Consider the following 12,674-nt stretch of genomic DNA (forward strand, 5'->3'; position numbering starts at 1 on the left):
CGCTGACCGTGTCACTGCCCATGGCCCCAAGGACTCAGTCGGGTTCGGGCAGGCGGGTGAACAACGCGGCCAGCCCCTCGCCGTCGAGCAGGTCCACGGGCCGCACGGTCTCGTTCGCGCGCACGTAGTGGAAGGCGGCCCGCACCTCTTCGGGTTCGGCCCCGACCAGGTCGGCCCAGGCCAACCGGTACGCGGCGAGCTGAACGCTCGCGGCCCTCCGTTCGGCCTGGTTGCCGGGCGGGCGGCCGGTCTTCCAGTCGACCACGTCGTAGGTACCGGTCTCGGGGTCGTGGAAGACCGCGTCCATGCGACCGCGGATGAGACGGTCACCGATGACCGTCTCGAACGGCACCTCCACCTCCATCGGCACCCGACGCCCCCACTCGCTCTCCTCGAACATCCGCTGGAGTTCGGCGAGGTCCTCGTCCTCTCCCGCGGTCTCGTCGGCGGCCCCTGGCAGTTCGTCGAGCAGGGTGGCGTTCTGTCCGAAGCGCTGTTCCAGCCAGGAGTGGAAGGCGGTACCGCGCCGGGTGTGAGGGGCCGGCGGCCGGGGCAGCGGCCGCCGGATCTGGCGGGCCAGCGCGGAGGGGTCCCTGGCCAGCCACACCATGGAGGAGACCGACAGGTGATCGGGCAGTTCCACCTCGACCGGCCCCTCCCCCGGTCCGGTGGCGGCACGCTCCCGGTGGGCGAGCAGCAGTTCGGTGTCGCGTTGCCAACCGTGGAGCCGTTTGCGCAGCGCGTCGGGGGTCTTCTTCGGTAGCGCGGACTCTCCGATCCGCAGCTTGGCCCTGGCCTGTTCCACCAGGTCGGCTCCGGCCAGGATCTGCTCGCGGCGGCCGTCCACCTGAGTCTCGGGACCGGGTTCGGTCACGAGGGCGGGCGCCGGCCCGGGCACGGAACCCGGGTCGTGGTCGGCCACGGGCGCGTCGTCGTATGCGGGGTCGTACTCCGGTTCGTACTCGAACCGTGGTTCGGGACCGACGAGGTCGGGCCCGACCTCCGGTGCCGCGGTGGGCGGCGAGAAGGGTCCGGTCCCGGTGGCCGGCTCCACCACGGGCGGCTCCCGCGGCGGCCACACCGCCGAGGACTCCTCCTCGTCGTGCGGGTTGGTGTCCTCGGGGTCGGGTGGCGGCGCCCAGGTCACCACGGACCCGGCACCCCTCTCGCAGGCCTCGCGGATCTCCTCCAGGAACACCGACGGCCCGCGCGGAGTACCGCCCGTCCGCCCCCACCAGTGGCCGGTGCACACCAGCGCGTAGGAGGCTCGGGTGACCGCGACGTAGGCCAGTCGACGTTCCTCCATCAGGTGGCGGGCCTCCTCCGCCGCCTTGAACTCGGCGATGTCCTCCTTCTCCACACCGCGCAGGGCGGGCAGACTCGCCCTGTCCCCGCGCAACGGGTACGGCAGCAGGTGGTCGGCCTTGACCCAGGCCAGGGAGTCGCGGGCCTTGGCGGGGAACAACGGCGCGCGCTTGCCGGCGCTGACCCCGGGCACGATCACCACCGGCCATTCCAGGCCCTTGGCACCGTGCATGGTCATGAGCTTGACGCTGTCGGAACCCCCCACCCGTTCTCCGGGACTGAGCGCGCTCTCGTTCTCCTCTGCGGCGTTGAGGTAGCCGAGGAAGCCGCCGAGGGTGGGGTCCTCGGTGTTGCCGACGAAGCGCACGGCGTGGTCGACGAAGGCGTCGAGGTCGGCGCGGGCCGACAGAGGGTCGCGGTGGATGCGCGCCCCCACCTCGATGTCCAGCCCGAGCATGCGTTCGATCTCGGTGATGAGGTCGGGCAGGGGCTGGCCGACGAGCTTGCGCAGTCCGCGCAGTTCCTCGGCCAGTCGGCCCAGACGTTCGTAGGCGGTCTCCGAGTAGTTCTCGGCCGGGCCGGGGTCGTCGACGGCGTCCACGAGGCTGCCGCTCTCGGCGGTCAGGTCCAGGACGGTGCGGCGCAGCAGGTCCTCGTCGGCCTCGTCCTCGTGCTCGGGGCCGGAGGTGGTGAGGTCACGCCTGGTGTGCCGGGCGAGTTCGGCGGCGCGGGAACCCAGGGCCGCCAGGTCACGCGGGCCCAACCGCCAGCGGGGTCCGGTGAGCAGTCGGGCGAGTTCGTTGCCCGCGGAAGCGTCGTGGACGACCCGCAGGGTGGCGATGATGTCGCGGACCTCGGGCACCATCATGAGCCCGCCCAGACCGACGACCTCCACCGGGATGTCGTGGGCCTCCAGCGCCTCGCGCAGCGGCGGGAACTGGGAGCGTTTGCGGCACAGGATCGCGATGTCGCCGGGGCCGACGGCACCGTCGGAGGCTCCACCGGACTCCCCCTCCGGCCACGCCCGACCGTCCGGGGCGAACACCGCTCCGCCGGGGTCGTCGGCGGTGGCGTGGACCAGGCGGCGCACCTGGTCGGCGATCCACGCCGCCTCCTCTGTCTCGGTGGCGAACAGCGCGGCCATGGCGGTGCCTCGGCCACGGCGGGCGGGTCCCGGGTACAGGACGGGCACGTCGGCGGCCTCGGCGCGCAGTTCGTCGGAGACGCGTTCGGCCACGTCCAGCACGCGTTGACCGTTCCGGAAGCTCACCGACAGACGCCGCACCGGGGCCGGTCGCCCCGGAGCGACCGGGAAGTCGGTGGGAAAGCCGGTGAGATTGGCGGCGATCGCGCCCCGCCAGCCGTAGATGGACTGACAGGGGTCGCCGACCGCGGTCACCGGATGGCCCTCGCCGAACAGGGCACGCAGCAGCGCCAACTGGGCGTGGCTGGTGTCCTGGTACTCGTCGAGCAGCACCACGCGGTAGCGGCCGCGTTCGATCAGTCCCACCTCGGGGTGGTTGAGGGCGATGCGCGCGGCCAGGGCCATCTGGTCGCCGAAGTCCATCGCCTCGCGACCACGTTTGGCGTCGTTGTAGCGGTCGACCAGCGGAAGCAGCTCCTCGCGGCGCCGTTGGGCGTCCACCAGCTCCTTGGTGGGTCGGGTGGGCCTGCTCCGCATGGCGTCCACGCCCGCCTGGATCCAACGGCCCACCCCGCGCACCTGGTCGGTGGTGGTGAGGTGGTCGGCGATCTGCCCGGACAGGTCCAGGACCCGGCGGGTCACGGTGTCCGCTCCGACGTTGACGTGCCCCATGGGGCCGTCGTACTCGCCCACGATCCGGGCCGCCAACTGCCAGGACTGACCCTCGCTGAGCAGTCGTGAGGTGGGCTCGACCGCCTCTCGCAGCGCGTGGTCGGCCACGATCCGCCCCGCGTAGGCGTTGTAGGTGGAGACCGTGGGCTCACCGTCCAGCGGTTCCTCGGGGAAGAGTTCGGTGGCGCGCAACTGTTCCAGGCGCTTACGCACGCGTTCGGCCAGCTCGGCGGTGGCCTTGCGGGTGAAGGTCAGACCGAGCACCTGTTCGGGGCGCACGTGTCCGTTGGCGACCAGCCAGACCACCCGGGAGGCCATGGTCTCGCTCTTGCCGGACCCGGCGCCGGCGATCACCACGCCCGGTTCCAGGGGCGCGGAGATGACCCGGGCCTGTTCGACGGTGGGTTCGGGTCGCTTGAGGAGGCGGGAGAGTTCTGCGGGGCCGAATCTCGGCGCGGGGGTCTCGGGGGCGGGTGTGGGTTCAGACATGTCTGCCCTCGTCCTGGACCGGGCAGCAGGCGCGCACCGCGCACGAGTTGCAACCGGTGTTTCGGGTGGCCGCGAACCGGGACCCGCCCATGCCGGTGGCGACCTCGCGCACGAGGGTCTGCGCCCACCCGGGGTCGGGGTCCTCGCCCAGGGGGGGCTGGGCCTGTTCGCGTGCCTTCTTGCTGAGCGCCGCCTTACCGACCTGCACGAGCGCGGCACCCCCCGGCTCGGTCAGGCCGAGCTTGGCGAAGGCGCCCTTGAGCACGGCCATCTGGTACACGCCCAGCTGGGGGTGGCGGGAAAGGTCGTCGGCCTTGGTACCGCCGGTCTTGATGTCGACGACCACGGCGCGGCCCTGGTCATCACGTTCGAGTCGGTCGACGCGACCGGTGATCTCGATGCCGCCCACGTCCACCTTGAAACCCTCCTCGGTGACCACCAGGTCGCGATCGTTGCCGGTCTCCCAGTCGATGAGCTTGCGGACCATCTCGTCGGCGCGCTCACGCTGTTTGTCGGACTGCCACGGGCCACCGAAGTCCAGGTCGGACCAGATCTCGTCCATGCGTTCGCCGACCTCCTCGGCGCTGCCGCCCTGGGCGACCAGGACTGCCACGGCGTGCACGATGGTGCCGAGCGCTGAGGCGGAGTCGCCGGAGGAGGCGCCGGCGGCGCGTTCCAGCAGCCAGCGCAGCTGACAGTTGGTGAAGCTCTCCACCTGGGAGGGCGACACCCGGATGGTGTCCTCGGGGTCGGAGAGGGGTCGATCGTCGCTGAAGGGGGTGAGTGCGTACCACTCGGCGGGGTCGGCGCCGCGCACGCCCTCCTCGGCCAGGCGGGCCAGGTGGGCGGCGGAGGCCTGACGAAGCGGCCCCGGAGCCTTGGGGTCGGTGACCACCGAACGCAGGTCCGCGACCAGGGCGGGCAGGGAAAGCCATCGCCGCCCGGTGCTGATCGGTTCGGGGTCGCCCAGGCCGATCTCCGCCAGGAAGCGTGAGGGACGCTCCTCGGCGTCGTCACCGCCCACGCAGGTGACGTAGAGGGCGCGGCGGGCACGGGTGAGCGCCACGTAGAAGAGCCGACGTTCCTCGTCCAAGAGCTTGGAGGCCAGGGCGGCCCCGAAGGAGTCCGCCGAGTGGCTCTGGGCGTCGACCAGTTCCTCCACACCGAGGAGGGAACCGCGGAGCCGCAGGTCGGGCCACTCGCCCTCCTGGGCGCCGGCGACCACGACCAGGTCCCACTCCAGCCCCTTGGACCGGTGCGCGGTGAGGATGCGCACCGCCTCGCCCTCGGGGGCGCGCTCGGCGAGGCTGTCGCCGGGGATCTCCTGGGCGGCCAGGTCCTCCAGGAACCCGTCGGGGGTCCCCGGCGGCAGGCGGTCACAGTAGCGGGCGGCGCTCTCGAACAGGGCGACCACGGCGTCCAGGTCGCGGTCGGCGGCTGCACCGCGGCGGCCTCCGGCCCGGCTGGCCCGCAGCAGCCGGTCGGCGAGCCCGCTGTCGCGCCACAGTTCCCACAGGACCTGTTCGGCGTCGGCGCCCTTGGCGTTCAGGTCGCGCACGGTGCGCAGCGCCTTGGCGACCCGGGTGGCGGGCGCGGCGATCTCGGGGTCGACCAGGGTGAGTTCGCGCGGATCGAGCAGGGCTTCGACCAGCAGCCTGGCGGAGGATCGGTACCCGGTGTCCTGGTCGCCGCTCTCCTCGCCCTCGATCACGTCGTCCTCGGTGACGTCCTCGGTGGTCGCGTTCTCCCTGGCGGACCGGACCCGATCCAGGTCGAGCCTGCGCAGGGCCCGCACCAGCCGGCGCAGCCGGACGGAGTCGGCCTCGCCGAAGGCGCTCATCAGGAGTTCGCGGGCGGCCTCGTCGTCCAGTTCCTCCGGCCTCAGCCCGTACCGGATGAGGCCGAGCAGGGGACGGACCAGGGGTTCGGCCGCCACCGGAAGTTCGTCCGAGCCCACCACGACCGGCACCGACGCGGCGGTGAGGGCGCGGCGGAGCACCGGCAGCTGCCGGCTGGAGGAGCGCACCAGCACCGCCATGTCCGACCACGGAACCCCGTCGATCAGGTGGGCCCGGCGCAGGGTGTCGGCGATGACCGCGGCCTCCTGGGTGGCGCTGTCCGCCATCAGCAGGTGCACCTCCCCGTCGGGGACCCCCTCGGCGGGGGTGAGGTCGCGGTGGGCGTTGACCTGCCCGCGAGCGGAGGCCACGGCGGGCAGTCGCCGGGTCACCCCGCGAGAGGCCGCCAACAGGGCCGCCCCACTGCGGCGGCAGGTCCGCAACGCCACGACCGGGGCGTCCTCGCGCTGCAACGTGGGGAAGCGGCTCGGGAACTCCAGAATGTTGTGCACCTCGGCGCCGCGGAACCCGTAGATGGACTGGTCCGGGTCGCCGACCGCGATCAGGTCCCTTCCGTCCCCGGCCAGAGCACGCAACAGCTCCTCCTGGGCCGGGTCGGTGTCCTGGTACTCGTCGACGAAGACCACCTCGTGGGCGGAACGTTCCCGCTCCTGCACCTCGGGGTCGGAGAGCATGTTCGCGGCGACGCGCACCAGCTCGGCGTAGTTGAGCGTGGGCACGGGGGCGATGTCGAAACGGCCGTTCATGCGGGACAGGAACCCGGCGGCCGAGGCCCAGTCGTCGCGGTCGCGGTCGGCGGCCATCGCCGTCAGCGCCTCGGGCCCCAGCCCACGTTCCTGGGCACGCATCAGGAAGTCGCGCAGCTCCTCGGCGAAGCCGCGCGTCTCCAGGGCGGGTCGGAGCCGTTCCGGCCACTCCTTTCCGCCATCGGCGAGTTCCCACCGCAGGAGTTCACGGACCTCCATGAGCTGTTCGGGCCCGGACAGGAGCCGAGGCGCGAGGTCGCCCATGCGTTGGAACTCGCGGCGGATCAGTGAGTAGGCGTAACTGTGGAAGGTGAGCGCCAGGGGCTCGCGAGTGGTGCGGCGCAGCCGTCCGGTGATGCGTTCACGCAGTTCCTGGGCGGCCTTGCGGCTGAAGGTGAGCACCAGGATCCGTGAGGGATCGACGCCGCGGTCGTCGATGCGCTCGACGACGGCCTCGACGATGGTGGTGGTCTTGCCGGTCCCCGGACCCGCGAGTACCAGGAGGGGACCACCGGGGTGGTCGACCACCCTCTGCTGGTTCTCGTCCAGCACCGGCGGCGGCGACGCCTCATGGGCGCGCCGCACGAGACGGTACGGGGATGTGTTCACGCCTCCAGTTCACCAGAGGTGAACGACCATCCCGGACGGCTCGGGAAGAGTCGGGTACGTCCTCAGCCCCTGGTCCGCCCGTCCCAACGGGCCTTCGCCATGTCCACCCGGTCGCTTCCGGGGCGCATCGGGGTGCCCTCCCCGGCGTAGTGGGACAGAGCTCGCACCTCGTGCCCCGAGGCCGGTCGTCCGTCCGCGCGCACCACCCGCCACCAGGGCACTCCCCCGCCCCACCGGGACATGACCGCCCCCACCTGACGAGGCCCGCCCCGGCCCACGTACTCGGCGATGTCGCCGTAGCTCATCACCAGACCCGTGGGGATCCGTTCCACCACCGACAGGACGTCCTCGGTGTACTCGTCGGGTTCACCGTCTTCGGGCAACGCTTCGGTCATGGACGTGAGCCTAGCCACCGTCACCGACACCCGTGCCCGTACCGCACGAAGCCGCCCCCACGGAGGGGAGCGGCTTCCGAACCCTGAGGGTCGGCCGATTCGGCTACTCCGGAACCCTGTTGTCGTGGGCGCCCCAGGCGAGTTCGGGATCGCGCCTGCGCGCGGCCCTGGCCTTGGTCAGCCCGTAGACACCCAGGATCAGGATGGCTCCCCCACCGATCCACGCGGTCAGTGCGGCCCCGGGGATGTGGGTGAACCCGAGCAGCCACGGCAGGGCGAACAACAACACCCCGCCTGCGATCACGCCCATCTCGGTCGTCAACGCGCCGGGGCGGGTCAACGACATCGTCGCGGCGAGGATCACCCCCAGCCCCAGGATGAAGAACAGCCCTCCGGAGAACCCGTACATCCCGTGGGCGATCCAGCTCAGCCCGACCACCAGACCGAGGGCGATCGCCCCCCAGTCCGCCCAGCGTCCCTTCACACGCATAGCGCCACCTCCCAGCAGCGGGGTGCGCGCCGTTGGTCGACGCGCGACCCGTGTGGGACCTGTACCCGTTCCTCGGCCGTCCCTCCCGGGAAACGAGTGCGGGCGGCGCGGGAAGACACCCCGCACCGCCCGAAGACGAACCCTGGAACCCGGACCTAGTAGGCGGGCAGGCTCGGGTCGACCTGGTTGACCCAGGCCAGGACACCGCCGCCGACGTGCACGGCGTCGCCGAAACCGGCGGCCTTGACCGCGGCCAGCGCCTCGGCCGAACGCACACCGGACTTGCAGTGCAGGACCACGCGCTTGTCCTGGGGCAGTCGCTCGAAGGCCTTGCCGTTGAGGAACTCGCCCTTGGGGATGAGCGTCGCGCCCGGGATGCTGACGATCTCGTACTCGTTCTTCTCGCGCACGTCCACGAGGAAGATCTCGTCGGGCTTGTTGTCGAGAAGCTCCTTGAGCTCCGGCGCGGTGATGGTGGAGTCCACGGCGGCCTCGGTGGCCTCCTCGGACACCGCACCGCAGAACGCCTCGTAGTCGATGAGCTCGGTGACCGGCTCGGTCTCGGGGTCCTTGCGGACCTTGACCTCGCGCCAGGTCATCTCGAGGGCGTCGAAGATGAGCAGACGGCCCACGAGCGGCTCACCGATGCCGGTGATCAGCTTGATGGCCTCGTTGACCATGACCGAGCCGATGGAGGCGCACAGCACACCCAGGACACCGCCCTCCGCGCAGGAGGGGACCATTCCGGGCGGCGGCGGCTCGGGGTAGAGGTCGCGGTAGTGCGGCCCGTACTCGTTCCAGAAGACGCTGACCTGACCGTCGAAGCGGTAGATCGAACCCCACACGTAGGGCTTGTTCAGGATGACGGCGGCGTCGTTGACCAGGTACCGGGTGGCGAAGTTGTCGGTGCCGTCCAGGATCAGGTCGTAACCGGCGAGGATGTCCAGCGCGTTGTCCGACTCCAGACGTTCCTGGTGCAGGATGACCTCGACCCCGGGGTTCACCTCCTTGACGCTGTCCCGGGCCGACTCGGCCTTGGGCCGGCCGATGTCGCTCTGCCCGTGGATGATCTGGCGCTGGAGGTTGGACTCGTCGACCACGTCGAAGTCGATGATGCCGAGCGTTCCCACCCCTGCGGCGGCGAGGTACAGCAGGGCCGGGGAGCCCAGGCCGCCCGCGCCGACGACGAGGACCTTGGCGTTCTTCAGGCGCTTCTGACCGTCCATCCCCACGTCCGGGATGATCAGGTGACGCGAGTAACGGCGCACCTCGTCCACGGTCAGCTCGGCAGCCGGTTCGACCAGCGGCGGCAGCGACACGGTGACTCCTCATGTCTGTTCGGGTTGCCTCGCACCCACACCCGCACCGAGGGGACCACGGCGGGAGGGGCGGTGCGCGAAGCGGCTTTCACTTATACCCAACCTAACGGGTGGGGTTTTCCATTCCCACCCTGGGGACGAGTGGCGCTCGTCGCCCCGCGGGACGTCCTGACCACCCCCAACCACCCGGACCCATCGGTTCATTCCGCGCGGTACCCCTGCGATCTTGGTGGCGGCGGGTAGTGTCGCCGGTACCGTCGACGACGTTGGGAGGACCCTGTGGCATCTTCCGATCAGAGAGACACCGGACGGACGCCGGAGGCCGAGGACCCGGGTGCGAGCGTTCCCGAGGCCGACGCGGCCGAGCAACGCACCTCCGCGGGTCCGGACGAGGAGGGTCGCCGTTTCGAGGACACCTCTCAGGACGCCTTCATCGAGGCGAACGAGGCGGACGTGATCGACCAGTCGATCGACGCCGGAGAGGACGAGGACGAACGCCGTTGAGGTCTCTTGCCGTGATCGCGGTGGCCGCCACCGCATGAGCTTCGGGCCCTTCGTCTCATGTATCGGGCGCTCGTTCGATGCCCTTCTCACCTGCGATGTCGGTTTTTCGGCCCGTCATGCATCGGTGAAAGTTCACCGCACGCCGCCCACACTCAACTTACGCGGGAGTAAGATGAGTGAAAAGCCGCGGGGCGCGACACGGAGCCGAGGCCGCGCCCGCAGGTATCAGCCACGCAGATGTCGAGTGAATGGCGTGCATCTGCCATGCCGAGTTCGGAGGGTGTGGGTGTGACAGCTCCTTCAGACGCACGCGCCCGGGGCACCCGCTTGCCCCGGGTCAGGCGCCGACGTCAACTCCTGGCCGCAGCCCAGGAGGTTTTCGTCGCCCGTGGGTACCACGCGGCGGCGATGGACGAGATCGCGGACCGCGCGGGTGTCAGCAAACCCGTTCTGTACCAGCACTTCCCGGGGAAGCTGGAGCTCTACCTGGCCCTTTTGGAGGAACACTCCGAGGTACTGGTCGAGAAGCAGCGCGAGGCGCTGGAGAGCACCCATGACAACCGGCAACGGGTCACGGCGAGCTTCCAGGCCTACTTCGACTTCGTGGCGGGGGACGGTGAGGCCTTCCGGCTGGTCTTCGAGTCCGACCTGCGCAACCTCCCCGCGGTACGGGAGAAGAGCGAGCACACGTTCCAGCGCTGCGCCGAACTGATCGGTGAGGTGATCCGGCAGGACACGAGCATCTCCGACGAGGAGGCGCACCTGCTGAGCATCGCCCTGGTCGGCATGGCCGAGACCAGCGCCAGGTACTGGCTGAACAACCACGGTTCGGTGCCGCAGGACGCCGCCGAACAGCTGGTGGCCAGGTTGGCCTGGCGTGGGATCAGCGGCTGGGACCTGACCCGTTCCGATGAGGACGACTGACGAGAACGACCCGACCACGGCCCACGGCCGCGGGATTCGCCCCCGGATGCTTCGAGTGTCCGGGGGCTTTTCGGTCCGGCCCCTAGTCGGACACTCCCTTCCGCCCCGCCCTCATTCTTCGGATTGATCCCGGATCGGCGCCGAAATGGCGCTTGCATAGCACCGGCACCGGGTATTTTCTGGCCGCAGAAAACCAATTCCTTCAGGATTTCACAAACTCTCCGTAAAGCCCGGGCAATCACCACGGGGAATCGCCGTCAAAAGATTCGATCTCCCGTCGTCGGGTATCGCGGAACTGAGAAGTACCGCGCTTCTCTTCGCCGTATCCGCTCGGCACCGGCCACCGGTTGGTCGAGCGGTACCAGCGATTCGGGGGTGAAGACGTATGGACATCGGTCAGGGTCTGATGGACGCCTTGGCGGCCGTAGTGAGTTTCGTACCGCTGCTGCTGGGATTCCTGGTGATCCTCGTTCTGGGCTGGATCATCGCCTGGTTCGTGGGCAGGGGGGTCGCCAAGGGCCTCCACAGCGTCGGGCTGGACCGGGCCTTGCACCGTGGCGGTGTGGGTCAGTACTTCGAGCGCAGCCGTTGGACCGGAAGCGAGCTGTGCGGAAAGATCATCTACTACGTCGGACTGCTGTTCGTGCTGACGCTCGCGTTCAACGTCTTCGGATCGAACCCGGTCAGCACGCTCCTCAACGACGTGATCGCGTGGATTCCGCATGGCATCGTCGCGCTGGTCATCGTCGTGGTGGCCGGCATGATCGCCAAGGCGGTCAAGGACGTCATCAGTAACGCCCTGGGCGGACTGTCCTACGGTGGCCTGCTCGCCAACATCGCCGCCGTGGCCATCCTGGCCCTTGGTGTGATCGCCGCGCTGAACCAGATGGGCGTGGCCGTCGCCGTCACCATGCCGGTGCTGATCGCGGTGCTGGCGACCGTCGGCGGCATCCTCGTCGTCGGTGTCGGTGGCGGCCTCATCCAGCCGATGCAGGCGCGCTGGGCGCGCTGGCTGGACGTCGCCGAGCGCGAGACCGGCCGGCTGAGCGAGGAGAGCAGCTACAAGGCCGGACGGGATGCGGCGATGAGCCGTCCCGGTTCCACGGCGACCGAGACCAAGGAGGAGGCCACGAGCCTGCCCGGGCAGCGCGGCAAGAGCGGCGAGTCCACCCCGTAACCGCGAGGCCGCGCACGGTCCGTCGGACGGACCGTGGGCCCGAGGAGAACTCTGGAGGACATGAAAGAGGGCGGGGCCCGTGCGGCCTCGCCCTCGTCGTTTGTCGCGGTGGTGCTCCCCCGCGGTGGTGGTCGTCGCCGTCTCGGTCATTCGACGGCTCGGCTCACATGAATTCGGAGTCGTTCAGCTCCAGCCGGGAGAGGTGCTCGATACGTCGGAAACCCAGAACGACGGTCGCGATCATCGGGAGGAAAGCCAGCCAGAAGACGATGCTTCCGGGCCCCGTGAATACCATCGACACGAGCGAGACGACGAAGATCAGTACGAAAAGCGCGAAGTCGACGCGATCCTGCTGGATCAGGACGCCGACGGGTGGGCGCGCCGCCCCATGTCGACCGCTCCTCATTCGCATTCCTTTCTCGCGACCGTTCAGGCCGCTCCGCCAGTCACGGTGCCGGAGCCCGCCACCGGACCCTTGACACCGCAGATCCCACGTTGCATTCCGCAGGGCTCTGGTTCCTGGTTGGACGCGCCGGTCATGAACGGTCCCTTGGGGCCACCGTCACGTTTCAGCCTACGCCCGGTCTCGGCATTTCGCCGGGGAACCGGCAAGGGTGACTGCCGCGAGAAGCTCGCGTCGAAGATCACACCGCCTGCGATAGGACCAACCTAGCGGACGAAACCGCGCTCCTTGGCCAAGCGGCAGATAGCGAGAATTCGGAGAGTCTCCCAGTCGTAGCCGGCGTCTTCGGAGTCCCAGCCGCGTTCGAGGCAACCGTCGAGGAAGCCGTGAAGGTACGTTCCGAGAGTGCCGGCATTGAGTTCGACACCTCCGGAGACAATGCCTTCGCACACCTGTGCGGCATGCTGATCCAGCTCAGCGCACATCCAGGGCTCGAGCGGGCCCTGGAGGGGGCCGAGGCGGTGAAAGTCAAGGGTGAGTCCGGCCAGCGGGTGGCGCACGGAGGTCCCACGGGGCATGGAAGTACCTACTCGCGGTGGTCAGGAGACGGGAAACCTCCTCGACTATATGTGCTCCCC

10 protein-coding genes are annotated in these 12,674 nt (G+C 69.9%); 3 read left to right on the forward strand and 7 right to left on the reverse strand.

From position 1 onward, the window contains the following. Positions 1 to 34: 34 nt before the first annotated feature. From K8V84_RS10030 to moeZ, 5 genes are all read right to left on the reverse strand, one after another. A complete protein-coding gene (locus K8V84_RS10030; RefSeq protein ID WP_304073437.1) occupies positions 35 to 3,610 on the reverse strand; it encodes a UvrD-helicase domain-containing protein in 3,576 nt (1,191 codons plus the stop codon). Beyond that, the gene (locus tag K8V84_RS10035; protein ID WP_304073460.1) at positions 3,603 to 6,800 is read right to left on the reverse strand and encodes an ATP-dependent DNA helicase; all 3,198 of its coding nucleotides are present in this window, start codon (positions 6,798 to 6,800) and stop codon (positions 3,603 to 3,605) included. The genes K8V84_RS10030 and K8V84_RS10035 overlap by 8 nt, the downstream gene beginning before the upstream one ends. An 86-nt stretch (positions 6,801 to 6,886) precedes the next feature. Then, a complete protein-coding gene (locus K8V84_RS10040; protein WP_304073440.1) occupies positions 6,887 to 7,219 on the reverse strand; it encodes an MGMT family protein in 333 nt (110 codons plus the stop codon). A gap of 103 nt (positions 7,220 to 7,322) precedes the next feature. Then, positions 7,323 to 7,709 carry an SPW repeat protein gene (locus K8V84_RS10045; protein ID WP_304073443.1) on the reverse strand — a complete coding sequence of 129 codons (387 nt, stop codon included), beginning with the start codon at positions 7,707 to 7,709 and terminating at the stop codon, positions 7,323 to 7,325. Between the two features lie 155 nt (positions 7,710 to 7,864). Then, on the reverse strand, positions 7,865 to 9,028 hold the full coding sequence (gene moeZ / locus K8V84_RS10050; RefSeq protein ID WP_304073446.1) for an adenylyltransferase/sulfurtransferase MoeZ: 1,164 nt from the start codon (positions 9,026 to 9,028) through the stop codon (positions 7,865 to 7,867). A 279-nt stretch (positions 9,029 to 9,307) separates the two neighbouring features. On the opposite strand from moeZ, the gene K8V84_RS10055 reads away from it, so the two are divergent. From K8V84_RS10055 to K8V84_RS10065, 3 genes are all read left to right on the forward strand, one after another. Further along, positions 9,308 to 9,532, forward strand: coding sequence for a hypothetical protein (locus K8V84_RS10055; RefSeq protein ID WP_304073449.1), 225 nt, complete (start codon positions 9,308 to 9,310; stop codon positions 9,530 to 9,532). A 288-nt stretch (positions 9,533 to 9,820) separates the two neighbouring features. Next, on the forward strand, positions 9,821 to 10,456 hold the full coding sequence (locus K8V84_RS10060) for a helix-turn-helix domain-containing protein (RefSeq protein ID WP_304073451.1): 636 nt from the start codon (positions 9,821 to 9,823) through the stop codon (positions 10,454 to 10,456). Between the two features lie 385 nt (positions 10,457 to 10,841). Next, the gene (locus tag K8V84_RS10065; RefSeq protein WP_304073454.1) at positions 10,842 to 11,633 is read left to right on the forward strand and encodes a hypothetical protein; all 792 of its coding nucleotides are present in this window, start codon (positions 10,842 to 10,844) and stop codon (positions 11,631 to 11,633) included. 163 nt (positions 11,634 to 11,796) lie between these two features. Here K8V84_RS10065 and K8V84_RS10070 read toward each other — a convergent pair whose 3' ends face one another. Both K8V84_RS10070 and K8V84_RS10075 read right to left on the reverse strand, forming a co-directional pair. Further along, positions 11,797 to 12,039, reverse strand: coding sequence for a hypothetical protein (locus K8V84_RS10070; protein WP_304073457.1), 243 nt, complete (start codon positions 12,037 to 12,039; stop codon positions 11,797 to 11,799). A 263-nt stretch (positions 12,040 to 12,302) separates the two neighbouring features. After that, positions 12,303 to 12,614: a DUF6401 family natural product biosynthesis protein gene (locus tag K8V84_RS10075; protein WP_304073458.1), complete on the reverse strand. Its 312-nt coding sequence runs from the start codon at positions 12,612 to 12,614 to the stop codon at positions 12,303 to 12,305. Positions 12,615 to 12,674 lie beyond the last annotated feature (60 nt).

The organism is Nocardiopsis listeri (genome assembly GCF_020741345.1).
Classification (GTDB): domain Bacteria; phylum Actinomycetota; class Actinomycetes; order Streptosporangiales; family Streptosporangiaceae; genus Nocardiopsis; species Nocardiopsis listeri_A.